This is a genomic window from Dyadobacter luticola (genome assembly GCF_005860805.1).
Taxonomy (GTDB): Bacteria; Bacteroidota; Bacteroidia; order Cytophagales; family Spirosomataceae; genus Dyadobacter; species Dyadobacter luticola.
This window is the reverse complement of sequence record NZ_VCEJ01000002.1, coordinates 971,896-998,015: the sequence shown is the minus strand read 5'-3', so window position 1 is coordinate 998,015 and position 26,120 is coordinate 971,896. Positions and strand designations below refer to the sequence as shown.

Here is a 26,120-nt window from a genome sequence, read left to right as displayed (position 1 = left end):
TATTAACTATGCTATCAATCGGTTTTTGACAGGTTATTACCTATCATTCAACACTTACAAGTGTATCTGGAACAATGGATTTTTTCCTGAAATATATAACTCTGTATGCAAAGCCTGCAAACAGAAACAATAAGGAAAATTGAAAATTGAAATAAGGTATGTTCTCAAAGAACATGAGAAGCAACTCTGTCAAAATGTATATACTGATATAAAATGCAATCGTCAATTCAGAATGCCAGAATATCCCGCGAACCGCTATGAACCAGAGTGGAAATGTGTAGAGGAAATAATAGACAAATCCACCCTTCAATATCAATTGTAACACGCCCACTTCTATTCCAAATCGCTGATAAAAATCTCCGGTGTCATCCAGGTTCTCCATCAGCATTAAAAAATAGTCGCTGAAATATGTCCCCAAGAATCCACGGCCAAAGAACAGTTCGGTCGTACTGAAATCGGCGAAAAGCTCCTGATAGAGAAATGAGCGCGTATCGTCTCCGTCAAAATCCTTTTTACCAAGAATCCCTTTGAACATGGCAAGGACATCCTGTAAATTGTTCAAAGCAATAAAAACCAACCCACACGCCAGCAGGATAATCAGAAATTTCAGATAATTATTATTTTTAACAGCACCCAGCGAAAAGAATAACCCAAAGAAAAACAGCAGTTGTAATAGAACGATCCTGTAATTGGAAAACATACTAAAAACAGCAGCGGCCGCCAGCAATGTGATGGCAAATGCCATTTTCTTCTTATCGACGAAAGAGATCAGAAAAAACGGCAGGATTGCGTGCGAGGCAATGTATCCCGGATAAAAAGGTAGCCGCCCGGGAAGCGTGATTACCCAGGTCATGAGAAAGAAGATACAAGCCAAACGCAGCACTTTGAAAACACCGGTAAAATCCTCGGCATAACGGCCTATCAGAAAAAGGAATACAGGCACAACCGATAACATTGCCTGCGGATTATTTATCAGGGTGACGAGGTTCAACCTGGGATTTCGCAGATCAACAAACACATTAAACAATGTGAAAACGATGATAGTAACAAGATGTGTCTGATAAAATGAGGGCATTTCACGCATTCGACGCTCCTGAATCCAGTTCCACGTAAACCTTCCCAAATCAAAAATCGCCCAGTAAGTCAGGATGGAATAAATAATTCTTTTGTAAATGAAGAGCCCATTCTCTTCATAAAAGAAATTGGCGAAAAAGATCAGAAGCAGTATGCGGGCAGAAAGTATTTTAAACATTTTTTATTTCTTCCGGTTCAGCATTATTGCCATATTCTTCTTAGCACTTCCCCGGACATGACCTTTTTGTACTGCATCTTCCATAAAATCGTCGACACGATTACCCAGAAAATGTTCAGCATCAACAAACCTGATATTCCGAGATCCATTTTCTCAATAAGCAAATATGCCATGGGAAACTGAACAGCGATGATGAGAATGCTGAGTAAGGTTTGCAAATTCAACGAGCCGATTCCATTGATAAAATATACATAAGTTTGCATATACAAATAGCAGGCAAAATAGATAAACAACAGCAAATCGATTTCAAAAGGAATGATAATATCCTTACCGATCCAGAGATCGTAAATGGTTTTATGAAGCAGGAAAAACAAAGACAAAACTACGCATAAACCGAGATTCATTTTATTGATCTTGATAATCACACCTCTGATCCATTCAAAATCTTTGAGAGAATATGCATGTGTAAAACCTGACCAGAGTGGCTGCAAAAACATTAATTGAAAAATCGAAACAATGCTGTATAACCGAAAAGCAATGTTGTAATAAGTGACATGGTCATTGTCCACAAAATGCGCGATCAGGAAATTGTTGGCCGTAAGTACCACAATCACACTTACCTGTATAATGAAAAACTTTGCACTGAGACCAAACAGGTTCTTGCCGTGCGACATATCGATCTTACTGATTCGCGGACAAAATTCCCGGTACTCGAAAGCGAAGAGATAAATCGAAAAAAGAAGAATAAAAACAGGATAAGAAAAAGCCAGTACGCTGCTAAAAAATATAAGCTTGTTATTGGTGATCGCGGGTCCCAGAAAGTAAACCAATACCAGCGCAGCCAAATTGCCGGACACGAGGATAATGCTGGCAAGGAAATGTTTCTGCCGGGCCATCAGTAAGGATAAGACCGGTTTCAAAACAAAAAGCATCCCGAAAGAGGCAAATGCAATGTTGACCGTCGAACGAAGAGTCGTGGAATCCATTTTTGTGCTGAAAACACTGTTCCAATCAATCCAGGGCGAAACCAGCAGGTAAACCATCACGAGTACAGCCGTGATAATCAGCAGAATAAAATAAGTTGTGGACAAATAAACGGTTACCAAATCGTCCTTTTTTGTCGCGAAAGCTTCCGTAAGGCGGTTAGTCAATCCGGTTGATAAGCCGAAATCGAAAACACTGAACCAGGTGATCACCGAAGCGATCGTCAGCCAGACGCCGTAACTCTCCTTTTCGACATAGTGCAGCGAAACCGGAATGAGCGCAAGCGTTACCACCATACTTATGATTTTGACCACCAGCGACTTAACGATATTCAAGATAATCTCCTTCGATCTTTCGTCGCTGCGGTTGATCCTTAGTAGAATGTTTCGAAAAAAACTGTTATAACTTTTCAGATGTATCATTAATCAATTACATATTTGAAGACACGGCTCCATGCAGAAGCACGGCCTAAGCGTAGAAGCCGCCTAGAAGCGGTGCCAGAAATCACTAAAAACAGATTCTTTTTTGCCGGGACTGTAGTAGCTGTAATCGTAGGCATAACCGTAGCCATATTTGGATCCTTTCACGCCGTTGAATACGATCTGCAGGTTCAGCAGCTGCTTTTTATTAGCTAGTTTTGAAATAAAATCCAGCTCCGGCTTTTCGGTGATCCCCTGCCTAACCACATATAAAGTCACATCCGTCAGCTGCGAAAGTATCATAGCGTCGGGCACCAGATGCACCGGCGGGCTGTCGATGATCACGTCGTCGTAAAATTCCCGGAGTTGCCCGATCAATTCCGCCAATTTAGGTCTTTCTAGCAGTTCTGAGGGATTTTTGACCATACGGCCGCTGCCAATAAAATGCAAGCTTTTTTCCGTTTTCGATTGCTGCACAATGTCTTTCAGGCCCGCTTCTCCGTTCAGGTATTCACTCACACCCGGCCTGTCCTCTGACATTTCCAGCGAGGCGGCCATTTTGGGTTTGCGCATATCCAATTCAACGATCACTGTTTTCCTGGACGACAGCGCCAGAGTGACTGCCAGGTTGCTGCTGACAAAGCTCTTTCCATCACCTGGTAAGCCGGAAGTGACCAGGATAACCCGCGCGCCCTGATTTTCCTTTAACAAATAAAACAGCTTGATACGCAAGGCCCGGAACTGCTCCCCAATGAGACTGGTAGAAAGCCCGGAGACGGTGATCGCGTTCTTTGAACCCTCAAAAGGTAATTCTCCAAGTACAGGAATGCTGCTGAGGTCTTCGATTTCCTGCGGATCTGTAATTTTCGAACTGAAAAAATCGCGTATAAACACGAACCCTACCGGCACTGCAATGCTGAAAATCAGCGCTGCCAGCATTGCCAGGTATTTCAAAATGCCTTTCGGAGCGATGGCATAAGGAGGATCGATAATTCGGTCGTTGGCTACCGCACTTGCATAGCTCACGGAAACCTCCTCTCTTTTTTGCAACAAATAAGTATACAGGCTCTCCTTAATTGACTGCTGTCTTTTAATGCTGATAAATTCGCGTTCCTGTACGGGAATATTTTTGATCGACGATTCGAAGCGGGAATTGAATGTCTGCAACTTGGCGCGGGTACTAATCAGGGTGGATTTCAAGCTGCCGACTATCTCTTTCAGCGAAGCTTTGGTTGACGCAATTTGTCTGTTGATCGGCTCGAATTCCGGGTTGGTCTCCGGCATCATTCCCAGAAGCCGCTCGCGCTGCAGTTGCAGATACGAAAGTTTTTCGATCAAGCTGTTCAGCGCCGGATCGGATATGCCTAATGTGGCGGGCGCTTTGCCAGTATTAACATTGGAATTAACGTAACTTTCAATACCCTCAATAATGCTGAGCTTCACATTCACCTCGTTGAGCTGAGCGTCGTTGGTCTGCATGTTTTCCAGACTTACTTTCGAGTTTGAGCTGATATCAGTGAGTCCCCTGCTGCTTTTGAATGTTGCAATTCCTTTTTCAGCATCACTCAGCTCGCCCGACAAAGACGCGAGACGGTTATCGATAAAAGCCAGCGTGCTTTGGGTTTCATTATTCTTCGCGGTTGCGCCGGCCAGGTTATAATTGAACATCAGCCGGTTTAAAACATCGATACCGCGCTGAGCCACCTCGTCCTTGATCGAAAGCGCGACGGTTGTGGACAGTTTGCTCGGCAAAACTGCGCTGATCTTGTCCTGGTACTGGATTGCCAGCTTACCGGGATCAGCGATTGCAATCTGTATTTTATCTCCAATAAATTGACCGAGATTCATCGCCGGTTCCAGTTTCCACTCTCCAAAGCTGCTGACGTAATGTTTGTTAAATGTCATCTCCCTGGATTCACCGCCCACAGTTTCCAGAAGAAATCCATTTTTATCCTTGATCAAAATCCGCATCTTGCCTTTCTCGTAATTCCCGGAGGGTTTGATCAGGGTAAATTTTACTGGGCCCGCGTTATAAAGGTCATTGGAAGAAAGCCCGTCAATTACTTTATAATTAATATCAAGGTTCAGATCCTCGATTACCCTGCCAATCAGCTGCTTGGATTTCAGTATTTCAAGTTCATTTTCAAGCACCCTCGCCGAACTGATCAAATCAATTTCATGCAACGGAGACTTCTCACCCGATCTTTTTTCTTCATCCTGAATAAAAAACGACGCCCGGACTTCATAGGTTGGGTTAAACATTTTTAAATAAAGGAATAAAACTGCCCCCGAAATCACGAGGGCAATTATGAATAAAGGCCAGTGGTAAAGATATTGCCTGGTTCTGTTTTTAACGTGAGTAGTCCGGGCAGACATCTCCGGAACTGTGAAGGAGGTGTATCCGGGTTTCTGTACATTCATAATAAGAAATCGGCTAAAAACTATTCATATCAATGCATTTCATATTGCATCGAATGTTCATTAATTAAAGAAACGGTTTGTTTAATGTTGCCCGCCGAAGAAGCACCAAACAGAATTGACTCAATGTTGGGAAGATTACAAACATATTCAATTGCTTCACGCGGAGGGATTGCACCACCGGCTAAAACCTGCATTGCCATCACCCTTACTTTTCTCGTCCGCAAAGCTTTTTCATAAGCCCCAATTCCGCCCGACATTCTAAATCCGGCCTTATTAATAGACGCGCAAATGATCGGGTTTTCAATGCCTCTGCTTTCTAATGCAGTAAGCAGCTTGGGCAAATTCATTGTAATGAATCCAGCCTCCGCATTGTATTTCTTTTTGACGTAAACGTGAAATGCCGCAAGTATATCCACCATTCCCAGACCCAGGAGCAAATCGGTAATTACATTTTGCAAAAAGATGACAGGTGTTTGAATTCCCTTAAACATCTTCATTTCGGAATCGACCAGCAATTCCATAATAGAAAGATAATCTTTGGAAAGAAATGCCATCCCGCCTTTAAAAAGAGAACCCATAAAATTGCCTGGCACGAAATGTTTTAATGTACCGGCGTAACCCATTTCCGTCACCGCATTGGCATATTTATGTGCATAAGGCATGCAGGGATACATCTTGAAATCTTCGTACCGCTTTGGATTTCTGCGGATGTGATCACAAATGTTTTCAATCCGGTCGTGGGTAGTGCACATAAACGTATCGACACCATTGTCGATCGCCAGGTCCAGCGTTTGAATAATCGCACTATCGTCTTTAAATCTGATCGACTGCGCGCGGGATTTTTCGTCAGAGATGTGATTAACAGCGAAAAACTGATTATCACCAAAAATGATCCTGTCCATCATAATGATACTATCTTAAGGGTTGGTTTATAGAATACTATTCTTTTTAATGAGCGAGATCGCATGGTCGGTTTGCCATGCACTGTAAAAGTCGTTGATCGGACTCGGCGTCTGGTTTTGAACCGCATTGATAAAGTGGTCGATCTGTGCGGAATATTCTTCTCCGCGCAAATAAAAGTCCACAGAATCAGTCAGATCCGTCACATTCCGGATGTTCCATCCTTTGGTGTAGCCTTCCGGGCAATCGTGTGATTTGAAGTATACTTTCAATTCGTTTGCGTCGCAGATGATCTTGCCTTTTTTACCCAGAATGGTGATAGAGGTAGACATTTTCCGGTAGGTTTCATCACTCCAATTGACAGACAAAATGCCCGTCACTTCGGTCGATAATTCCAGCATACAAAAGACCGCATCTTCCACATTTTTGGAATAAATAGATTCCAGCATGGCACCTTTCACACTGGTAATCGTGCCCAGCAAATAATTAATCAAGTCGATTACATGTGAGGCATAATCCATCAGGCATCCGCCGCCTTCTTCCGGATTAGAACGCCAGGTTTCAGCCTTCTCCCGAATAACAACCGGACCATAAGATTCTCCCGTGAAATGCACCACTTTTCCCAGTGCATTCATATCCAGGATACGCTTTACTTCCTTGAATGTGCCAATGAATTTGTTATGGTAGCCAACCTGGTTTACAAGCTTTTTTTCTTTTGCCAGTCCGGCTAGCTCTTTGCCCTCTTCGGAAGTGAGACAGAAAGGTTTTTCAGCAAAAACATGCTTTCCGCTTTCCAAAACCTTGCGCACCATGGTGGCGTGGTATTTGGTTGGTACTGCAACAAAAACGGCATCCGGCTTCGTTACTTTAATCATTTCCTCATAGTTGGTAAAACAGGGAAACGAAGAATATTTTCCAAATACATCCAGTACCATTTTAGATGTATCACTCACGCCCACCACCTCCACATTGGGATGAGCACCAAGAATTGCCAAATGAGAAATACCCATTTTGCCAGCACCGATTAAAGCAACTTTGACCATAAACCAGAATTAAATCATTAAAGTGAAAAGGGTTAAAGACGACTATCTTAAATGACTTCCAGCCTTTAAATGAAAAGCATGGGTCACTTTGGGTTACATAAAATTTTGACAAAAAAGATCTCTGGTCAAGCGGTTTCCCGGCGACAGATTCTTTTAACAAACAATTCTTATGATAGCGTTAAATGTTGTTCCCGGTACTTACAAAATCGGAAACAATGTGGGGTATTGGAAAACAAAATCTTTTAATTGCGGATACCCGTATTTATCTGAGTAGAAGAAATTTTCACACAATAAATATAGAACAACGTAGAGGATTTGGTTTCAAACAAATATAAAGAGTAAACCATCTTAAAAAAATAATTAGCAACGTATTTCAGAACAAATTATCCAATAAAAGGTGATTTTCGTTATAAATGATGGCGTAAGTCATAATATCGATATTTTATTTCGCTATTTAGTTTCGTCGAAAAATAAATTAAATTCTACGATAGCAATACTACACGCTTATACCTATACGAAATACTTTGAATTGCACCCGAACCGCAGGTATTCTTGCCGCGTAATACTCAGCTATATTTCACAAAAAAACACCGGCGCTAAGAAATTAGCACCGGTGCCGGTTATATATCATTTTGCTTTTTATTCCGACCTGAGAGATTTTACGGGGTTGGCCAGCGCCGCTTTTAAAGACTGATAAATTACCGTCAGCCAGCAAATGACGAGCGTCACAGCGCAGGCGCCGAGGAATATCCAGACATTCATTTCGGTTTTGTAGGTAAACCCTTGCAGCCATTTATGCATGGAGAAATAGGCGATCGGGATCGCGATCGGGAAAGAGAATAGTACCAGCTTCGTGAAATCCTTGGATAAAAGCAGGACCACGCTCGTCACTGAGCCGCCCAGCACTTTTCTTACCCCGATTTCCTTCACCCGCTGCTCGGTCGTGAATGTGGCGAGGCCGAACAATCCTAGGCAGGCAATCAGGATCGTCAATGCCGAAAATGCGGTGAAGATCTTGCCGCGGAGCTCATCGGCCTGATAAGCCGATTCGAAATCCTGGTCGAGGAAGCGGTATTCGAAGAGCCGGCTCGGGTATATTTCCTGCCATTTCTGGCCGATGTAAGCGAGTGTCTCTTTGGTATTTTTGGTTTTGACCTTGATGTGCATCACCCCGCTGCTCCGGCGGTAAATCATAATCAGCGGCTCGATCGGATTGTAAAGCGATTGCTGATGGAAATCACGCACAACCCCCACAACCTGCGCCGTCGGAGGCGGATTTTTGCCATCGGCGGGCACCGTGCCCAGCATTACTTTTTTGCCGATCGGATCTTTCCAGTTCATCCGTTTTACGGCCGCCTCGTTTACCAATACGCTATTGGCCGTATCGGCAGGCGAATCTTCCGAAAAATTCCGGCCTTTCACGATTTTCATGCCCATCGTATTTATGTAGTCGTGGTCGATCACCGTAGGTTTGAAAGCCATTTCTTTCATGCCGGTAGAAGATTCAACATTGAAAATCACCCGCCCGCCAATGTTGCTCACCGGCGACGACGCCGTCGCAACACTTTGAATGTTAGGGTTATCCAGCAAAGCTTTTCTAAATGCATTGTACTTGTCATGCGGCTGCTGGTCCTGGTAGTCGATTGTGAGCACCTGGTCGCGGTCGTAACCCATATCTTTCGTTTGCATGTACCGCAGCTGCTGGTACACGATCCAGGTGCAGATCAGCATGACCATGGAAATAGAAAACTGCGTTACTACCAAAGCTTTCCTGAAAAAGCCTCCGCCACGTGCCTTGAAGGATCCTTTTAAAACCTGCGCAGGCTCAAATGCAGACAGGTAAAACGCAGGATAACTGCCACTTACCAGCCCGGTAAATACCACAATCGCCACGCCGATCAGCATGAATTTCGGGCTTAATAATTCCAGATAACCGATTTCTTTACCCGAAACCTGATTGAAAAACGAAAGCAGCGCCGCGACCATAATAAGGCTGGCGAAAAGCGAAATCAAGGTGATCAGTACCGATTCGGTCAGGAATTGCGCGATCAGCGCACCTTTCAGCGAGCCCATCGTTTTGCGCAAACCGACTTCTTTGGCGCGGCGGGCCGATTGCGCCGTGGCGAGGTTCATATAATTGATACTGGCGATCAGCAGCATAAAAAACGCTATCGCACTAAATGTGTAGACGTACCCGATGTCACCGTTATTCTCCCCGTCGAATTTGGAATAGAGGTGAATGCTCGTCAGCGGCTGCATTTGGTAAGTAATGTGGATACCCATCCGCTTGAAAATCGACGACATATATTTGTCATACAACCCGGGAAAACCTGCTTCCAGCTTCTTGATATCGGCATTTTTGGAAAGCAGCAGGTAGCTGTTGATATAAAATCCACCCCAGCCGTCGGCGTTGCGCTGGTTGCTGTTGAGCGACATCAATGCATTGAATGTAAAATGCGAATTTTTCGGCACGTCTCTGATTACACCCGTGACCTTATACGAAGTGGTATCGTCGGTGCGCAGGATCTTTCCTACTGCCTCATTTTTTCCAAAAAAGCGTTTCGCTACTTTTTCAGTCAGGACAATGCTGCCTGGTTGCGAGAGTGCCAGTTTCGGGTCGCCTTCCAGGAATTGATAGGTAAAAATATCGAATACCGTCGAGTCGGTGGAGTACACGTCTTCTTCGTAAAACTTCTGCTCGCCGAGCCGGAACATGGTACGTCCATTTCCGAAAAAACGCACGTAGCTCTCGACGAAGGGATAATCCTGTTTCAAAGTCTTCACCAGCGGCGGCTGCGTGCTGGTCCATTTGTTGATCTTGTCCGGCTCGCGGATGTAAGAAACAATCCGGTAAATGCGGTCAGCTTTTTCGTGGTACTTATCGTAGCTCAACTCGTCGGCCACGTAAAGGAACAGCAGCATGCCACAGGTCACGCCGATTGTCAGCCCGAGAATGTTGATCAGGCTGTAAAATTTGTCCTTGACCAGGTTGCGGAAGGCCAGGACCACGTAGTTTTTGATCATAAGAAAGAGATAAGGAGATAGACCATGACAGCAACTTTCATGCCGTGTGGTAACTTCCCGTTCCCCAATTCGCTACAGCCTTTTACACATATTTTTCTGTCCGATTTCGAACAGTTTACGTACGTTGACGGACGGTGAATTTGGGTTTTATCCGATTAATTAAAATATAAAGCTCGATGTTCAAAAGCATAAAGAAGGGAACGGAGGATTTTGGTAAAATCAAAAAAGAAACCTTTGATTTCTTCCGCATCGAAAAATTCTTCAAACTATCGGATAAAGCAGGTTTTCACCAAATCATTTCCGACCGCACATTCAGCGACCTGGACATGGACGAAATATTCATGTTCATTGACCGCACAACTTCGAAAATCGGCCAGCAACTACTATATCACACGATCAGGACCATTCCGCGGGACGGGCAGCACGCACAGCGTTTCGAAAAATGTATTGAAAGTCTGAACAAGAATCCCGAAACCAAGAGCAGCATTTTGCTACAATTATCCAGGCTGCAAAGTGATGATGCCTACAACCTCCCCGCGTTGTTTCTGAAAGAGCACATGCGAAAACCAGCTTGGTTCGGGATTGTCCCGGCACTTTCCGTAGCCAGTGTGCTTGCTGTTTTAATGTTATTCTTTGTTCCGCAGGCATTCATTGCGCTGATTATCTTGCTGGCCATCAATTTTGGTTTTCATTACTGGAATAAAAACAACCTTTACATGTATCGCAGCTCGGTTTCGCAGCTATCATTATTGACGCAGGTTGCGAAAAACCTCGCCGAATCGAATGATCTTGGCAAAACGGAGCCGGAGATTCAGGATTCCATCTCGGCGATTGATAGTCTTGGGGCGGCTATGTCGCTTTTTAAAATGGAAGCCAAATTGCAAAGCGAAATCGGGCAGTTAGTGGATTATCTGCTGGAACTGGTCAAAGCGCTCTTTCTGATCGAACCGCTGGTGCTTTTTCACGTGCTGGACCAACTGGACAAGAAGCGGAAGGAGATCGACCAGATTTTTAATTTTGTCGGAGAGATCGACGTCGCGTTATCGATTGATTTTCTTCGGAAAGATCTGCCGCATTTTTGTATTCCAAATTTGGAAGGAAATAAAAATACATTGACTGCCAGCGACATATATCACCCGCTAATCGACCAGTGGGTGCCTAACTCGATTACGCTTGCACAAAAATCTGCGCTGCTTACCGGTTCCAACATGTCGGGCAAAACGACATTCATCCGTACGATCGGGATCAATGCTATCCTGGCGCAGACGATCGGTACTTGCTTCGCAAAACAGTTTGAAATTCCGCTCCTGAGGGTGCATTCTGCCATTCGTATCTCGGATGATTTGCTGAGCGAGAAGAGTTACTATTTTGAGGAAGTGCTGGCCGTCAAAGCATTACTGAACGAGAGCCGGTCGGGTGATGCCAATTTGTTTTTGCTCGATGAGATTTTTAAAGGCACCAATACCGTGGAGCGCATTGCAGCCGGGAAGGCGGTACTGGAATATCTAAGCGGGGCGGATAACATTGTTTTTGTAACCTCACATGATCTTGAACTGGCCGATTTGTTGCGGGATACATTCAGCGCCTACCATTTTACCGAGGTAGTCGAAAATGATGACATTCATTTCGACTACCAGATCAAACCCGGCGTGCTGACTAATACGAATGCGATCAGGATACTGGAATTGAACGGTTACCCGGCCGAAGTGACGCAGGAAGCCTTTAAACTGGCGAGAAAATCGGGCAACATTAATGTAACCGGCAGTGGTATTTGAATGGCTGAGTTTTTTATATTAGCCACTTAGTTACCATCAATTTCCCTTTTTTGATGTTTCAATCGGCATTTCGGTATTTCATTTTTCTGATCATCTTACTTCATGTGCAGCCCGCAGCGGCACAACCCGGCCCTGCCGACAATAAGCCCTGGCTAAAAGATTACCAGGAGCACCGGCAGTATGGGAATGTTTTTGTGGTCAAAAAAATCACTGTGAAATGCGAAAAATACGAAACCTGGCTGGTCGATCAGCAAGGTAAAAAGTTGACGCCGGCATTCAAGGACATCGGGGATTTTGCTGACGGGCTGGCTGAGTTTGTAGCCATGGAAGGTGATCCGAATGCAGGTCAGCACGGATTTATTGATATGTCCGGGAAAGTAATTGTGCCGCCGGTTTATGTTTCTACCGACCGTTTTCGTAATGGAAAAACCTGGGTCATTTACCGCGCGGGAAAACAATTTGGATTGTCTTACATTGATACCAAAGGCAATACGATCTACAAAATGCCGATCCAGTATTTCAAAAATGACTTTCTGATTTCCAAAGCCGAAGTAAGGCACCTTTGCGGCAAGGATACGCGGGAGGACGTGCTCTGGGGAAAGGGCCGGGATTTCTACATTCTTAATTTCAATTTCAGCCCGTTTATCGAGAAGGAAATCAAGAGCTCCAAATACATTTATCATTTCAGCTACCAGGGCAAGTTCGGCATCATTGATAAAAACATGATCCTGAAAGTGCCCGTGGCGCTGGACGACATTGACCCGACCTACGAGTTTTCCGGGCAGGGCATGGAGCGGGTGAAATATGGTGATAAATTCGGCTACCTGAATGTTTTCACCGGCGACATGGTCACGCCGTTTGAATACACCGATACCCGCAAGCCAACCAACGGTTTGTTCTGGGTAAAAAAGAATAATAGATGGGGCTGCATTGACAAAAGCGGCAAAACCCGCATCGCATTCCTGTACGACGAAGCGACGGGATTTACCAAAGAAGATCGCTCAGCAGTCGCGATAAACGGAAAATTTGGCCACATTGACAAATCCGGGAAGATCAGGACGCCACTTAAATACGACTTCGCCTCCTACTACAACAATGGCCGTTCGATGGTGCGCATCGATGACAAATACGGCTACATTGATACCACTGGGAAATTTATCGTCGAACCGATTTACGACGAAGCCCTGCCTTTTGACAAACCGACTACGACGGTAGAGCGTACCTGGCTGCGATATAAGCTTGATTTAAAGGGAAATGAGGAATTTAATGGCTTTTCTTACAAGCTGAATGCGGTTTTCATTCTGATCGGTTTGCTGATCTTTATCCGGATCAACAGCTTTTTCTTCGATCGCTTCCGAAAAGCACGCGCGGCAAAGGCGGCGAAAAAGGGTACCCGTGTTTAAAATTATTTTGGCAAATTGTTTTGCCTCAATTTTCTCAAAATGGCATGCTTCTCGGTTTCTGTTTTCGCCAGGGCCAAAGCCTTTTTAAAATGTTCCTGACCATTTAGCGGATCGGCAGGAAACGATAATTCACCTAAGAGCAGATGGTAAAAATGATTTCCAGTCAGTCCGAGCTTTTCGGCCTCGCGGATCGCCGCTTCTTTTCCATGTACTTTTGAAAACGCATAGGTTCGGCTCAGGGCCGCTGCGGGCGAATAATGCAGCTGCAAAAGCTGATTATAACACTGTAAGATATTCTCCCACTTTTCAGAACCCTCTGTTTTAACTGTATGCCAGTACGCAATCGCCGCTTCCAGATGGTACCGCGATAATGTTTTGCCACCCGCAGCGCAGCGCAGAAAATAACCACCTTTACTCACTAGATCCGTATTCCAAAGATCGGTATCCTGCTCCTCGTAAATGACCAATGCGCCCTCGCCATTTAAACGGGCTTCGAACCGGGATGCGTGAAAGCACATTAATGAAAGCAGTGCATTTACCTGAGGTTCATTGGTTTGCGCATTTTCAATCAGCATCGTACAGAGGCGCATGGCTTCCAGGCAAAGATCTTTCCGCAGTACTTTATTCTTGCTGACCGAATAATATCCTTCATTGAAAAGCAGGTAGATGGTAGTCAGCACCGGTTCCAGCCGTGCGCTAATTTCGCCGGTATCCGGCATCTCTATCGGAATGTTAGCTTCCCGCAACTTTTCCTTGGCCCGCAGCAATCGTTTATTAATGGTATCCTTGCTCAGCTGGAACGCGTCAGCAATCTCTTCAATCCCGAAACCACACAAAATCCGCAGCGAAAGCGCAATTTGCGATTCTGCTGAAATGGCCGGGTGGCAGACCGCAAACATCATTTGCAGCTGACTATCGTTAATGTTCACCGGCGACAAATCGATTTCATTTTCATCGAATTTTGATTCCCAACCCAGCATTTCAGGCAAAATCTTATCATTTAAAATCGACTGCCGGTGCAGATAATTCCTGGCTTTATTCTTCGCTACCTCGTAGAGCCAGCCTGCCGGGTTCGGCGGCGCACCCTCAATACCCCACGACTGCGCGGCCGTCAGAAAAGTATCGCTCACAATGTCCTCCGCGGTTTCGATTTCCCGAAAACCGAACCGGCGGCATAGCACTGAAACGATTTTCCGGTATTCGGTGCGGAAGAGGTGCGGGATGAGTGTGGTCAAGGTGTGGTTTCGGGATTGTTTGAAGTTCTTTTTTTGGATAAACTAAGCTTGCGGATGCACGGTGGTGATCATCCTGACTTCCACGCTGTTACCCTCACCTTTCAAAATCGGACAGGCGCGGGCCATTTCGGTTGCTTCTTCCAGGCTCTCCGCTTTGATAATGATGAAGCCGGCGATCGATTCTTTGAGTTCAACAAAAGGGCCGTCGGTTACTACGTCGTTGAATGTTATTACTTTACCCTCGGTGGAAAGTCCCTTACCGCCTGCGAATTTGTTTTGGGCAGCGATCCCTCCTACCCAGTCCTGATATTGCTGCATGTAAACCTGCAACTGCTCTGGTGACGGCTGCGCATCTTTCGTGATGAGGTCTAGCCTCATAAAAACAATGTATTCGTCCATTTTTTCAAAAAATTTAGTTGATCAAAAATCATTTTCACCATCATTACAATTGGGCCTGACGGAATAAGACATTGATTTAAAAAAAATTTGAAAAATATCAGACTACCGCAGCAAATTCACTGTGCCGTCGTAATCCAGAAACGAACCATTGTTCAGCTCTACCTTGATTTTATAGGGATAAACTCCTGCCTGGGAAAGCTGGCCGTGGAAGCTCCCATCCCAGCCGAAAGCAGGGTCAGAGGCGGCGAAGTTGGATTTCTGGAAAATGACCTGGCCCCAGCGGTTGTAGATTGCCATTTCGCGGATCATTTTTACACATTTATTTCCGTACACAAAAAACACTTCGTTGAGATCGTCGTGATTAGGGGAAAATGCACCAGGGGCGTCGATGCCGCATGGTTTCACGTACACCTGCACTTTGGCGGTTTTGTTGCAAACCGCATTCGGGTCGGTTACCTGCAACTCAAAAACCGTAGAAGTTACCGGGGATGCCCAGGGGTCGGGGCAATCGGTGCAGGACAAACCTGTTTGCGACCAATGATACAGATACTCGCCGGTCGGATTGACAAATGATTGTACCTGCACGCTATCACCCTGCGTGATCGAGAGCGTAGGCGAGACAGACAATGCGAGTTCAACAACTTCCAAAACGGTTGTTACCAGACTATCGCACCCTGTTCTTTGAGGAATATGATTGGTGTAAGTGCCTGATTTTGAATAAATGCTATCTCCCACAGCCAGAGTTTCGCCCTGGCAGATCTGTACTTTCTGGGTGTAATTCCCTACCGGATTTACTGTGAGCGTTAAGGTCACAGTGCTGTCGCAAACATTACTTTTACTCACATTCCGGACATACACGCCGCTGGTCCTCAGGATGGTATCTCCCAAAGCATAGGTATCCCCCTCACAGATCGTATCGGAAACTACCGCCGTACTTTTTTTATATGTAACCGTATAATCCAGGCTCAGCGCGCAGCTTTCGTCGAGACTGCCAAGCGGCGAGAATTTTACATTGAATTTTTCACCCACATTCGCTTTTACCTGCGCATTCTGGGTCTTGGCACCATTGCTCCACAGATAGTTTGTAAATCCCGACGGCGCCATCAAAGTCAGGAAACCGTTTTCGTCGGGACAATTTGAAGCGGCTTTTATTTCAGATTTCAAGCATTCCGCATCGAAATAAGCGTAACCAAAATGCCGCATCCGCGTGCAGCCGTGCGCGGTTACCACGATGGTTAATGTTTTGCCAACCGAATTTCGCAGATCGATGGCGCCGGTGGTCCAGTTGCGGTACTGAATATCGCCGGATGCCTGGAAACCGTCGACCGTAGCGGCACCCTGCAACTGAATGTCGTAGCTGCTGCACGGCAATTCCTGGCCGTTATTATCAAAAATGAGGATATCAAAACCAGGCTTTTGATAAGGTTCGTGATTGGCGCGGCCTTCGGAACCCGTGTTTTGAAGTACCACTGCGAACCTGTATTGAAAAAGCGAATTATCCGCCGTCACTTTATAATTGGTACGGATCCTTGAATAATGTCCTCCCTCGTTCACATTACCGATGCGGATGGAATGCGTGCTGCCAGGCGCCACCATCGGTATCGAGGGAATCTTCGGATCGTTTCCGTCTCGGATATTTGTGATTACATGTTCGCTGTTCTGCGTCCCGGTGATTTCCGGGGAGAAGTTGGTCTGCTGATTTTCGTCCGAAACGGTGCCGTAACTCAGTGTCCAGCCCGCAGTGGTTCCCTGTTTAAAACCCACATTACTGCAATCGACCTGGGCCAGCGCCGGGCATGTAAGCAGGAACATTATGATCAGAAGTAAAGGGTTTTTCATAAACAGCAGGTTTGCAGAGTCATTACGCATGGTGCAATCCGGCTGTTGCGTCGGATTCCAGTAAAAACTACATTCTTTTATTGGTAAAATATGGCACTTACTGATGTTTTGTATTTAATGTTTACAAAAAAGCCTGTACTTTCTTTCGTGAAAATCCAGAAATGAAAATAAATGTAGTATAAGGATGGGGGTTTGACTTTGTTTTCTATGTCCTGATTTCAAGGATCGCTGACCATTTTCAGGGATCACATTATTATACTAAACCCATGAACAAATGATGCGCTTACGCACTTTTCTACCCTTTTTGCTGCTTTTATTTTTGGTTAAACCCGCTTTGTCGCAGCAGAAAAAATACAGCATTGTGATCAAAGGCGGGCATGTGATCGACCCCAAAAACAACATTGACGCCATCATGGACGTGGCGATTGAGGGAACGCCCGGCGGTACCGACGGCAAGATTGCGCTGGTAGCCAAAAACATTGACAAAAACCTCGGCGAACAGGTGGTAGATGCCAAAGGTTTATATGTGACGCCAGGCATTATTGACATCCACGTACATTATTTCTGGGGCACTGATCTGGCAGGTACCTATCGCAACGGTCCGAATGGTTTGCAGCCCGACGGATTTACCTTCCGCTCCGGCGTGACAACCGTGGTTGACGCAGGAAGTTCGGGTTGGAAAACCTTCGAAACATTTAAAAAACAAACCATTGACCTTTCCAAGACACGTGTTTTCGCCATGCTGAACATTGTGGGCGAAGGTATGGCGGGCGGTAAATTCGAAAACAGCTTGGAAGAAATGGACCCGGCCAAGACGGCTGAAATGGCAAAAAAATATCCGGATAACATTGTCGGCGTAAAACTCGCACACTTTAACGGTCACGACTGGACACCGACAGAACGCGCGCTGGAAGCCGGAAAATTGGCGAATATTCCGATTATGGTTGATTTCGGCGGTTCCAATCCGGTTTTACCTTTGGAAGAATTATACCTGAAAAGGTTACGTCCAGGCGACATTTACACGCATTGCTTTGGTGGTAACAGCAACAACAGCGGACGCGGCCGCGAATCTATCGTGGATACCGAAACCAATAAAGTGAAACCCTATGCAATCGAAGCGCAGAAAAAAGGGGTCATTTTTGATGTAGGGTTCGGAGGCGCAAGTTTCTTGCTTGCACAGGGCCAACCTGCTCTGAAACAAGGTTTTTTTCCAAATTCCATCAGCACTGACCAGCATACGAGCAGTATGAATGGGGCGATGAAAGATATGAACAACATTATGTCTATGTTTATGGCAATGGGGATGGACCTGAAAGGCGTGATTGCCGCCAGTACCTGGCACCCTGCAAAAGAAATCAGACATGAAGAATTGGGCAACCTCTCGGTGGGCGCTCCAGCCGATGTAGCTGTTCTGAATGTGCGTGACGGTAAATTTGGTTTTTACGCACGTGACGGAAAAATTGAAGGCAAGAAAAGACTTGAAACTGAATTGACGATTAAAGGCGGCAGCGTTGTGTACACATTGAATGCGCTTGTCGATCCGATCAACCTGCCACCGCGCGAGCGTCCCGCTGGTGCACGCCAGGGCGGTGATCAGCAGCCCGCCAATCGTCCCTAGCTCTCATTAAAATAGTAAACTCATATCCGAATGAAACGCAGAGAAATATTAAAAGAATTGGCTATGGTGCCCCTGGCCGGTGGTTTGGTGAGCGGGCTGGAAGCGAAGGCGGAGAGCAGCATGCCAAAGAACTGGTTTAACAAAGCGGCCGCGGCAGTATCGGCCGGCGGACCTTTAAAAGCAGGGCCACAGATTTATCAATCCATTGGTGTTGAACCCATTATCAACTGCCGGGGAACATTTACGATCATTGGTGCTTCGATTGAACTGCCGGAAGTAAGACAGGCGATGGAATTTGCCTGCCAGTACAATGTGCAGATCGACGAGCTGGCATTTGGTGTGGGACAGCGTCTTGCAGAACTTACCGGTGCAGAATGGGGCATGGTATCTGCCGGTTGTGCGGCGGGTATGAATGAAATTACGGCAGGCATCATTTCAGGCGGTAACCCTGAAAAACTGATCCGCATCCCGAATCTGGAAGGTTTTGAGAAAACAGAAGTGATCATTCCGAGAAATTCACGCAATGTATATGACCACGCGATCCGCAACTGCGGTGTAAAAATTATCACTGTGGAAACGATCGAAGAATTGCAAAAAGCGATCAACCCGCGCACCGCGATGATTTATATGATGGTGGGTGAAGAGCCGTGGACGGTGGCTGCGGTGGCAAAAATCGCGAAGCCTGCCGGTGTACCTGTTCTGGTAGATGCTGCTGCTGAGCGTCTTACAATGAACCCGAACATTCACCTGGCAGCGGGTGCTTCCGTAGTTGCTTACAGCGGCGGAAAAGTGATCCGCGGACCGCAATGTGCCGGTTTAATGCTGGGAAGTAAGGATGTTTTGATGTCGGCTTGGCAGGCCAGCGCGCCGCACCACGGACCTTGCCGCGACAATAAGATCGGTCGGGAGGAAGTGATCGGAATGCTGGCGGCAGTGGAAGCCTGGGCAGTGCGTGACCACAAAGCGGAAATGAGAACGTGGGTATCCTGGCTGGATACGATTTCCAAAAAACTCACGGGTATCGACAGCGTGCAACTGGCTGTGAAAGAACCGGCCGAAGGTGCGCTGGACAATGCTACCCCTACCCTCACCGTAAGCTGGGACCCCGCAAAACTCAACATTACAGGTCAGGAAGTTGCCGACGAGCTTCAAACGACCAAGCCGAGGGTGGCCGTAGGAACGGGTTACAGAAGAGGACAAGATAACGCCGGGCCGCAACTGACTTCGATCACGATCGCCGCTTATATGATGGGGCCAGGTAATGACAAAATTGTTGCGGAAAGAATTCACGGAATATTGACCCGTAAACGCAGTGCCCCAAAAGCCGCAGCGGTCATGAAGGCTCCCGCTGGCGACATTCTCGGTCGCTGGGATGTGGACATTGAATTTTACACCAGTACCAGCAAACATACTTTCCTGATCGAAAAACAGGATGGGAATTATCTGTACGGAACCCACAAAGGTGAATTCGCAACCCGCGAGCTCATGGGAAATATCGACGGCGACGAAGTGCGTTTCCAAAGCCGGTACAGCGTTCCGGGCGACAATGTGGTAATGACATTCTACGGCAAACTTTCCGGCGACACAATCACGGGGGAAATTGACATGGTAGAATATGTCACTGCAAAATTCAAAGCGAAAAAAGCAGCATTCCCAACCGGGAAGCAAAGGATCAACATTCCGGCAGGGCGGCCACTATCGACCTAGGAATCATAAAAAATCCCGGATTTTCATCCGGGATTTTTTATTTAAACCGCTTTCACAATTTTCATCTCATCCGGGTTCCAGTGTACTACTGTGCTCTCAAAATAACTTTTGTTTGACAGCAGTGCTGGCCCGGCGGCCCTGAGACCAAAAGTAGCGTCTTCTATGATGGTCCGGTTTCCGCGCATGGCATCGAAGAACAAAGCAAAGTGATCGAGGCGGTCGTCGTAGCCGTTTGGTGCTTTGTATTCCTCCATTTCAGGATCCGACATTTCAGGGATTGACGGATATTTTGCCTGATATTCAGCCAGGAATTTGTCTTGTAACTCTTTTGGAAAAGTGTCGATGGTATAACCCGGCGCTTTCGCCATTTTCTTTTTCTTTACTGTCACGGTGTTTCCCTGCAAGGTGATCTGCCCGTCGGTACCCACAAACCGGAAACCAGAGCCACCACCTGAGCCATCGGCAAAATTCACACGCAATGTCAGGTTGAATGCTGGGTGCGAAGCGGTTTTCGGATAATCATAAATTCCCACCATCACATCCGGCACATCACGACCGTCCTTCCAGTACCGGAGCCCACCGCTGGTCATTATACGCGTCGGGCCTTTGCTGTCCAGAATGTAGTGCATTCCTGAAAATAAATGGACAAATAGATCGCCTGCTACACCGGTACCATAATCCTGATAATTTCTCCACCGAAAAAAGCGGAGCGGATCGTAAGGCATTTTTGGCGCTTTGTTGCTGAGGAAACGGTTCCAGTCAACGGTTTGCGGCGAGGCGTCCGGCGGGATGGAATATTGCCAGGCTCCCTGGGCGGAATGCCGGTCATAGTATACCTCCACAAAGTTGAGCTCGCCGATCGCACCGGCTTTGTAAAGCTCTTTTACTTTGGCATAAACAATAGAGCTAACACGCTGGCTACCAACCTGAAAAGTCTTTTTGGAATCGCTCTGCGCTTTAATCATATCATAACCCTGCTCGATCTTGTGCACCATCGGCTTCTCGCAATAAACCGCTTTCCCGGCTTTCAAAGCTTCAATTCCGATCTGCGAATGCAAATGATCCGGCGTAGCAAGAATGATCGCATCAATGTCTTTACGGCCGAGGATTTCGGAATAATCACGGGTGGTTTGAATGTCTTTTCCAAACAATTCCTTGGCACGCACCAGGTGGCCGTCGTACACGTCGGCAACTGCCATCAGCTTCACACCGGGCACCATTAATGCCGTGCGGGTATCGCCCATTCCCATAATACCGGTACCGATACAGGCAATCTGGATCTGGTCGTTGGCCGCGATTTTCTGGTTGAGCCAGGGGAGTTCGTGCGAAGTTGATTTGGGTGCATTTCCGGCAAGCAGCTCATGCACCGGACTAGCGGCAAGCATGGCGCCGCCTGATAATTTTTTAATAAAATCCCGTCTGTTGTTTTGAGAGTGGTTAGGCATAGGTTCAGAAGTGAGATATACATTGTACCAATCCTGAAAATACTAACATTTCAGGCAAGTCGGTTAATTGGCACAACAATAAATCAATTGCTGGAAAAAACATTTAGCAAGCGCTTGCGTCAAAAGAGATAAATACTACTTTTGCATCCTGAATCCTCGGCCAGGTGGTGGAATTGGTAGACACGCTACTTTGAGGGGGTAGTGCCTTCGGGTATAGGAGTTCGACTCTCCTTCTGGTCACATTGCAAACTGCATTCGATTTCTCGGATGCAGTTTTTTTGTGTTTATACTAACCATCAAGATCCAGATTTTCAATTCGTTTCCTCTTCAAAGTCCTCCGATATTCAGCAATTTCCTGATCAATTTCGAGCTGCCTCGTTTTACTCTTGCCGAGTATCCGCTTCTCGCATTCCAATTCATGGATATACAAATTGAGCTTATATGTCACAAGCTTCAAATCCAGAAAACTGTATAACCTGATCCATATAAACTGCAAGACATAGCTCAATGGCGCAGCCAGAAACGAAAATATTTCTCTGGGAAAGCGATCCGGAAATTGATAAACGATGCCGCTAAAAAAAGTTGTCAGGAGGGTAACTGTCTCAGTTCTGAATTTTGAAGGCTTTTTCTTTTTTCTAGCCTTCACTTCCATTACTCTACTACTTCAAGGATTTTTTTAGCCAAACCGTTGTAGTGATGCCTGGGAAGTATCACTGATTTGCCGGTTTCACGGTTTGTGAGTCGGATTTCAGGACTGAAAACCTTTTTGACTAGTGTAAAAAGAGAATAGAAGGCTAGCCCGATTGTGGCTGCGGAAACCAAATAGAAAAGAATCTGGAAGGTGTGCATAGATTTCAGGAGTTTTATAATGTGAAATAATTGTCACAATAATAATGAATATTTTCAAACTGAATCATAGAAATTTCCTGTTTTCGGGAAACGTTTCTGGATTTCTATTAATATCTTTAAACCTTCAAAATACTCAACTCAACCCTCTAATTTGGTTTGGAAACGTTTACAATCAAAAGGATGATCGGGACGCTTGTCCTGCTTTGTTTGGTTTGTCGCTTTGATGGTGCCTGTTTTGCGCAATGCAAGGAGAAAATAAGCGAGTCGAATAACGAAACGATTCATTATCAGAATATTCCGCTTGGCGGTAAGAACGAATACCTGACCTTGTCGAGCCAGGGGGATGAGAAAATGTTCAGTTACAGCAATGAGAACATTGACCTCGTTTTTCACGTCCCTATGTTTACTGAGGTGAAATTTACCACCAAAAAGGGGAAGTTCTCGCTCTACGCCACCACCTCAAACCGCACACGCTGGAAAACCTGCTTCACCTTATCCGCGCCGCTGAGCCCTCGCGAGATTGAAAAAATGCGGGATGTTACCAAAGTCGAGATCCTCCTGCCAGAAGATCACAAGGTTTTCAGCCTGGATCAGCAGAAATCGGTCAAGTTCGGGCAGGCGCTGGCTTGTCTTTTCTAATTAATCTGCATATCCTCAAACTCAGTTTAAGCAAATTTGGAATTTGTTTTTAAACATAAAACAATTCCTTGTTTAACCTGGTAATAATCGATTGAAAATCGTCCGGGTTTGCTGCGAAATCCATTTCGTTTACATCAATTTCAATGATCTTTCCGTGATCATAACTTGCTACAAAATCATTATAGTAATTGTTCAGCGCGGAAAGATATTCCAGTGAAATTTCCGCTTCAAAGTCCCTCCCCCGCTTTTTGATCTGTGAAACCAGTTTTGGAATATCTGCTTTGAGATAAATGAGCAGGTCGGGCTGCGAAACGCTACGGATAATTGAATCGAACAGCAACTGATAAGTCTGGTAATCGCGGTCGGTCATGACGCCCGACTCGTGGAGGTTGCGGGCGAAAATGTAAGCATCTTCATAAATCGTACGGTCCTGAATGATGGTCGAATACGTGGTAGCACGTATTTTCTGGACCTGCGCAAAACGGCTGTTCAGGAAAAATATTTGCAGATTAAAGGCCCAGCGCCCCATATCCTGGTAAAAATCAGCGAGATAAGGATTGCCTTCAACGGCTTCGTACATGACTTCCCACTTATAATATTCACCCAGCATTTGGGTTAAAGTCGTTTTTCCGGCACCGATATTTCCGACGATCGCAATGTGCATGAGCTGGTAAAGTTTGAAGCGAACGTGATGAGTCGCGGACAAAAATATCCTATTTTGTATATTTGCGGTCGATTTGAGGAACAGAACTGCGTGGAAAATCCGTTTTTCCTCCATTGAGATTTAAAGACCAAAGAAATGAAGCCTTACCGGGTTATCCTTTATTATTACTACGCTCCGATTGCCGACACTGAGGCTTACCGGGACGAACACCATATTTTTTGCGTTGAAAATAATTTGCTTGGGCGCATCATTATCGCGCCGGAAGGGTTAAATGGTACCGTTTCGGGCACGCCTGAGGCTTGTGAGGCTTATATGAATTACGTCCGGTCGGATGAGCGGTTCAGGGATGTGCAGTTTAAAATAGAGGAGCACGATCAGGTGGCTTTTCAAAAATTGCATGTGCGTGTAAAGGATGAAATTGTGAATTCTGATTTGGGTGTAGATCCGCTGGTACGTACCGGTAAGCATTTGGAGCCCTCGGAATTTAAAAAGCTGATCAACGATCCCGATGTGGTTTTGGTGGATATGCGCTCTGATTACGAGCATGAAGTGGGCAAATTTAAGGGGGCGATCACATTTGATATGCATAACCTCCGCGAGCTGCCGGAGCACATTCATGAGATCGCGCATTTGAAAGAAAAGAAAATAGTGACGTACTGCACCGGCGGTATCAAATGCGAAAAAGCCAGCGCATATCTATTGGAGCAGGGATTTCAGGATGTTTACCAGCTTCACGGCGGCATTATCCGCTATGGACTGGAAGAAGGCGGCGAGAATTTTGATGGTAAATGCTATGTTTTCGATAATCGCATAACCGTCGATGTCAATAAAGTAAATCCGACTGTAATTTCGCGCTGCTACATTTGCGACGAGCCCTGCGACCGGATGATCAACTGCGCGAATGCGGAATGCAACACACACGTGCCGGTTTGCCACAAATGCGGCGAAGAAATGGAGGGCGCCTGCTCACCGGAATGTAAGGCGCATCCCGGCAAAAGAACTTACGACGGCACCGGCTACTACGTGAGCCAAAGCAATCATTATCACCCACTTCAAGGTTTGAAAAGCCAGAAAAAGAACATTAAGAAAATGAAGCTGGCCCAGCAGGCGCAGGTTAGCTAGCTTTTAAAACAGTTCTTTTTCCAGAATAAAATCATTCATCCAGTACGGGCCGATGGGGATATCCTTCTCGGCCACAACCTGGTAGCCCATCCGCTCATAGAAAGTCCTGGCCTTGTTGTACCGGTTCACATTCAGGGCCAGAATTTTTCCCGACCGCGACTTCACATAGTTTTCAGCCTCAGCAAGCAAATATTTACCAGCCCCGGTTCCCTGCGTCGAAGGAAGTACATAGATTTTATGTAATTTGAACTTTCCGGCACCTTCATCCGAGACGGATGCGAAGCCTTCCGGCGTATTGTTGTTGAGCAAAATCAGGAAATGCTGGCCTTCTGTCATCTGGCTTTTCAGGGCGTCACTCGAATATATTTTTTCAAACATATAGTCGATTTGTTCCTTGCTAAGGATTTCACCGTAAGTCGGTTCCCAGGTTTTTTCCTGTATTTCAATGATCGTCGGGATGTCGGTCTCAACCGCAGGCTTTATTGTGAATGAAGGCATATTGCTTAAATTTGGCGCTTAAAACTGCAAATAACCATTTTATCAACCTAAAAACCAGCGTACTTTATCAGGGCAACGCGGCTCCGCTTCCGGCTTTTGATAAGTAGAAATTTATGAAACCCCTCATTTTAGTTACAAACGACGACGGGATCACATCCAAAGGAATCCGAACATTGGTTGAAATCATGCAGGAACTCGGTGAGGTCGTTGTGGTGGCGCCCAACAGCCCGCAATCTGGTATGGGACACGCGATCACGATCGGCGAGCCGCTGAGATTGTACGAGACGCATATTTTTGATAATGTTGTTGAATATGAATGTTCCGGAACGCCGGCAGATTGCGTAAAAATCGCGAAACATTACGTTTTGCTCGATCGTAAACCTGACCTGGTCGTAAGCGGCATCAACCACGGCAGCAATAATTCGATCAATGTGCTTTACTCGGGTACCATGTCTGCCGCGATTGAAGGCGCGATTGAAGGAATTCCGTCGATTGGATTTTCGCTTTGTGATTTCAATGAAGATGCGGATTTCAGTCACGCAGTTCCTTTTATCAAATCGATCACGGAATCGGCGCTGGAAAATGGTATTCCGATCGGTATTGCGCTGAATGTCAACATTCCGGCAAGATCTGACCTACCGATCCCGGGCATAAAAGTTTGCCGGCAGGCGCATGCCAAGTGGCAGGAAAAGTTTGATTACCGGGTCGACCCGAATGGTCGTGGTTATCTCTGGATGGCTGGCGAGTTTGTGAATTTCGATACGGAAAAAGAGGATACCGATGTCTGGGCACTGGACAACAATTTTATTTCGGTGGTGCCATGTCAATATGATCTGACGGGATATGAAGCATTAGAAAAGCTATCGACCTGGGATTTGTAATTT

The 26,120-nt window shown here is 45.9% G+C and carries 21 protein-coding genes and 1 tRNA gene; 8 read left to right on the top strand and 14 right to left on the bottom strand.

The genetic code is table 11. The features are described 5' to 3' along the window. Window positions 1-43: 43 nt before the first annotated feature. The 6 genes from FEN17_RS04260 to FEN17_RS04235 form a co-directional block, all read right to left on the bottom strand. A complete protein-coding gene (locus FEN17_RS04260) occupies window positions 44-1,252 on the bottom strand; it encodes a hypothetical protein (protein WP_138364045.1) in 1,209 nt (402 codons plus the stop codon). A 23-nt stretch (window positions 1,253-1,275) separates the two neighbouring features. Then, on the bottom strand, window positions 1,276-2,658 hold the full coding sequence (locus FEN17_RS04255) for a lipopolysaccharide biosynthesis protein (protein WP_138364044.1): 1,383 nt from the start codon (window positions 2,656-2,658) through the stop codon (window positions 1,276-1,278). A 63-nt stretch (window positions 2,659-2,721) separates the two neighbouring features. Then, a complete protein-coding gene (locus tag FEN17_RS04250; protein WP_171037836.1) occupies window positions 2,722-4,917 on the bottom strand; it encodes a GumC family protein in 2,196 nt (731 codons plus the stop codon). Between the two features lie 188 nt (window positions 4,918-5,105). After that, window positions 5,106-5,981, bottom strand: coding sequence for an aldo-keto reductase family protein (locus FEN17_RS04245; protein WP_229208684.1), 876 nt, complete (start codon window positions 5,979-5,981; stop codon window positions 5,106-5,108). A gap of 24 nt (window positions 5,982-6,005) precedes the next feature. Next, window positions 6,006-7,019, bottom strand: coding sequence for a Gfo/Idh/MocA family protein (locus FEN17_RS04240; protein ID WP_138364041.1), 1,014 nt, complete (start codon window positions 7,017-7,019; stop codon window positions 6,006-6,008). A 639-nt stretch (window positions 7,020-7,658) separates the two neighbouring features. Continuing rightward, complete coding sequence (locus FEN17_RS04235) at window positions 7,659-10,043, bottom strand: ABC transporter permease (protein ID WP_138364040.1); 2,385 nt, start codon at window positions 10,041-10,043, stop codon at window positions 7,659-7,661. 176 nt (window positions 10,044-10,219) lie between these two features. On the opposite strand from FEN17_RS04235, the gene FEN17_RS04230 reads away from it, so the two are divergent. After that, on the top strand, window positions 10,220-11,818 hold the full coding sequence (locus FEN17_RS04230) for a MutS-related protein (protein ID WP_138364039.1): 1,599 nt from the start codon (window positions 10,220-10,222) through the stop codon (window positions 11,816-11,818). Window positions 11,819-11,871: 53 nt separating this feature from the next. Next, complete coding sequence (locus FEN17_RS04225) at window positions 11,872-13,221, top strand: WG repeat-containing protein (protein ID WP_138365268.1); 1,350 nt, start codon at window positions 11,872-11,874, stop codon at window positions 13,219-13,221. Between the two features lie 2 nt (window positions 13,222-13,223). On the opposite strand, the gene FEN17_RS04220 is transcribed toward FEN17_RS04225, so the two are convergent. The 3 genes from FEN17_RS04220 to FEN17_RS04210 all read right to left on the bottom strand — a co-directional run bounded on the left by FEN17_RS04220 (window position 13,224) and on the right by FEN17_RS04210 (window position 16,667). After that, a complete protein-coding gene (locus FEN17_RS04220; protein ID WP_138364038.1) occupies window positions 13,224-14,456 on the bottom strand; it encodes an RNA polymerase sigma factor in 1,233 nt (410 codons plus the stop codon). 42 nt (window positions 14,457-14,498) lie between these two features. After that, complete coding sequence (locus tag FEN17_RS04215) at window positions 14,499-14,855, bottom strand: YciI family protein (RefSeq protein ID WP_138364037.1); 357 nt, start codon at window positions 14,853-14,855, stop codon at window positions 14,499-14,501. Window positions 14,856-14,957: 102 nt separating this feature from the next. Beyond that, complete coding sequence (locus FEN17_RS04210; RefSeq protein WP_229208683.1) at window positions 14,958-16,667, bottom strand: T9SS type B sorting domain-containing protein; 1,710 nt, start codon at window positions 16,665-16,667, stop codon at window positions 14,958-14,960. Between the two features lie 304 nt (window positions 16,668-16,971). On the opposite strand from FEN17_RS04210, the gene FEN17_RS04205 reads away from it, so the two are divergent. Next, window positions 16,972-18,312: an amidohydrolase/deacetylase family metallohydrolase gene (locus FEN17_RS04205; RefSeq protein WP_138365266.1), complete on the top strand. Its 1,341-nt coding sequence runs from the start codon at window positions 16,972-16,974 to the stop codon at window positions 18,310-18,312. Between the two features lie 30 nt (window positions 18,313-18,342). Continuing rightward, the gene (locus FEN17_RS04200) at window positions 18,343-20,019 is read left to right on the top strand and encodes a PLP-dependent transferase (protein ID WP_138364036.1); all 1,677 of its coding nucleotides are present in this window, start codon (window positions 18,343-18,345) and stop codon (window positions 20,017-20,019) included. A gap of 41 nt (window positions 20,020-20,060) precedes the next feature. Here FEN17_RS04200 and FEN17_RS04195 read toward each other — a convergent pair whose 3' ends face one another. Further along, window positions 20,061-21,464, bottom strand: coding sequence for a Gfo/Idh/MocA family protein (locus FEN17_RS04195; RefSeq protein WP_138364035.1), 1,404 nt, complete (start codon window positions 21,462-21,464; stop codon window positions 20,061-20,063). Between the two features lie 158 nt (window positions 21,465-21,622). Between FEN17_RS04195 and FEN17_RS04190 the strand changes: the two genes are divergently transcribed. Further along, window positions 21,623-21,704 (top strand) — tRNA-Leu (locus FEN17_RS04190). A 49-nt stretch (window positions 21,705-21,753) separates the two neighbouring features. Here the strand turns inward: FEN17_RS04190 and FEN17_RS27440 are convergent. Together FEN17_RS27440 and FEN17_RS04185 are read right to left on the bottom strand one after the other, a co-directional pair. Continuing rightward, window positions 21,754-22,116, bottom strand: a complete 363-nt coding sequence (locus FEN17_RS27440; protein WP_205748096.1) for a hypothetical protein — start codon at window positions 22,114-22,116, stop codon at window positions 21,754-21,756. Beyond that, complete coding sequence (locus tag FEN17_RS04185) at window positions 22,116-22,313, bottom strand: hypothetical protein (RefSeq protein ID WP_138364034.1); 198 nt, start codon at window positions 22,311-22,313, stop codon at window positions 22,116-22,118. The genes FEN17_RS27440 and FEN17_RS04185 overlap by 1 nt, the downstream gene beginning before the upstream one ends. 156 nt (window positions 22,314-22,469) lie before the next feature. On the opposite strand from FEN17_RS04185, the gene FEN17_RS04180 reads away from it, so the two are divergent. Then, a complete protein-coding gene (locus FEN17_RS04180; protein ID WP_229208682.1) occupies window positions 22,470-22,952 on the top strand; it encodes a hypothetical protein in 483 nt (160 codons plus the stop codon). Window positions 22,953-23,001: 49 nt separating this feature from the next. Here FEN17_RS04180 and FEN17_RS04175 read toward each other — a convergent pair whose 3' ends face one another. Continuing rightward, window positions 23,002-23,616 carry a deoxynucleoside kinase gene (locus FEN17_RS04175; protein WP_138365264.1) on the bottom strand — a complete coding sequence of 205 codons (615 nt, stop codon included), beginning with the start codon at window positions 23,614-23,616 and terminating at the stop codon, window positions 23,002-23,004. Between the two features lie 135 nt (window positions 23,617-23,751). Here FEN17_RS04175 and trhO point away from each other — a divergent pair, with 135 nt between their 5' ends. Then, on the top strand, window positions 23,752-24,738 hold the full coding sequence (trhO, locus tag FEN17_RS04170) for an oxygen-dependent tRNA uridine(34) hydroxylase TrhO (protein WP_138364033.1): 987 nt from the start codon (window positions 23,752-23,754) through the stop codon (window positions 24,736-24,738). A gap of 3 nt (window positions 24,739-24,741) precedes the next feature. On the opposite strand, the gene FEN17_RS04165 is transcribed toward trhO, so the two are convergent. Beyond that, window positions 24,742-25,236 carry a GNAT family N-acetyltransferase gene (locus FEN17_RS04165; RefSeq protein ID WP_138364032.1) on the bottom strand — a complete coding sequence of 165 codons (495 nt, stop codon included), beginning with the start codon at window positions 25,234-25,236 and terminating at the stop codon, window positions 24,742-24,744. 113 nt (window positions 25,237-25,349) lie between these two features. On the opposite strand from FEN17_RS04165, the gene surE reads away from it, so the two are divergent. Then, complete coding sequence (gene surE / locus FEN17_RS04160) at window positions 25,350-26,117, top strand: 5'/3'-nucleotidase SurE (RefSeq protein ID WP_138364031.1); 768 nt, start codon at window positions 25,350-25,352, stop codon at window positions 26,115-26,117. Window positions 26,118-26,120: the final 3 nt, after the last annotated feature.

What these genes read in the sequence shown, in the direction of transcription:
- FEN17_RS04260 (WP_138364045.1), bottom strand. Translation starts at nt 1,252, where the DNA reads ATGTTTAAAATACTTTCTGCCCGCATACTGCTTCTGATCTTTTTCGCC.
- FEN17_RS04255 (WP_138364044.1), bottom strand. Translation starts at nt 2,658, where the DNA reads ATGATACATCTGAAAAGTTATAACAGTTTTTTTCGAAACATTCTACTA.
- FEN17_RS04250 (WP_171037836.1), bottom strand. Translation starts at nt 4,917, where the DNA reads ATGTTTAACCCAACCTATGAAGTCCGGGCGTCGTTTTTTATTCAGGAT.
- FEN17_RS04245 (WP_229208684.1), bottom strand. Translation starts at nt 5,981, where the DNA reads ATGATGGACAGGATCATTTTTGGTGATAATCAGTTTTTCGCTGTTAAT.
- FEN17_RS04240 (WP_138364041.1), bottom strand. Translation starts at nt 7,019, where the DNA reads ATGGTCAAAGTTGCTTTAATCGGTGCTGGCAAAATGGGTATTTCTCAT.
- FEN17_RS04235 (WP_138364040.1), bottom strand. Translation starts at nt 10,043, where the DNA reads ATGATCAAAAACTACGTGGTCCTGGCCTTCCGCAACCTGGTCAAGGAC.
- FEN17_RS04230 (WP_138364039.1), top strand. Translation starts at nt 10,220, where the DNA reads ATGTTCAAAAGCATAAAGAAGGGAACGGAGGATTTTGGTAAAATCAAA.
- FEN17_RS04225 (WP_138365268.1), top strand. Translation starts at nt 11,872, where the DNA reads ATGTTTCAATCGGCATTTCGGTATTTCATTTTTCTGATCATCTTACTT.
- FEN17_RS04215 (WP_138364037.1), bottom strand. Translation starts at nt 14,855, where the DNA reads ATGGACGAATACATTGTTTTTATGAGGCTAGACCTCATCACGAAAGAT.
- FEN17_RS04210 (WP_229208683.1), bottom strand. Translation starts at nt 16,667, where the DNA reads ATGTTCCTGCTTACATGCCCGGCGCTGGCCCAGGTCGATTGCAGTAAT.
- FEN17_RS04205 (WP_138365266.1), top strand. Translation starts at nt 16,972, where the DNA reads ATGCGCTTACGCACTTTTCTACCCTTTTTGCTGCTTTTATTTTTGGTT.
- FEN17_RS04200 (WP_138364036.1), top strand. Translation starts at nt 18,343, where the DNA reads ATGAAACGCAGAGAAATATTAAAAGAATTGGCTATGGTGCCCCTGGCC.
- FEN17_RS04195 (WP_138364035.1), bottom strand. Translation starts at nt 21,464, where the DNA reads ATGCCTAACCACTCTCAAAACAACAGACGGGATTTTATTAAAAAATTA.
- FEN17_RS27440 (WP_205748096.1), bottom strand. Translation starts at nt 22,116, where the DNA reads ATGGAAGTGAAGGCTAGAAAAAAGAAAAAGCCTTCAAAATTCAGAACT.
- FEN17_RS04185 (WP_138364034.1), bottom strand. Translation starts at nt 22,313, where the DNA reads ATGCACACCTTCCAGATTCTTTTCTATTTGGTTTCCGCAGCCACAATC.
- FEN17_RS04175 (WP_138365264.1), bottom strand. Translation starts at nt 23,616, where the DNA reads ATGCACATTGCGATCGTCGGAAATATCGGTGCCGGAAAAACGACTTTA.
- trhO (WP_138364033.1), top strand. Translation starts at nt 23,752, where the DNA reads ATGAAGCCTTACCGGGTTATCCTTTATTATTACTACGCTCCGATTGCC.
- FEN17_RS04165 (WP_138364032.1), bottom strand. Translation starts at nt 25,236, where the DNA reads ATGCCTTCATTCACAATAAAGCCTGCGGTTGAGACCGACATCCCGACG.
- surE (WP_138364031.1), top strand. Translation starts at nt 25,350, where the DNA reads ATGAAACCCCTCATTTTAGTTACAAACGACGACGGGATCACATCCAAA.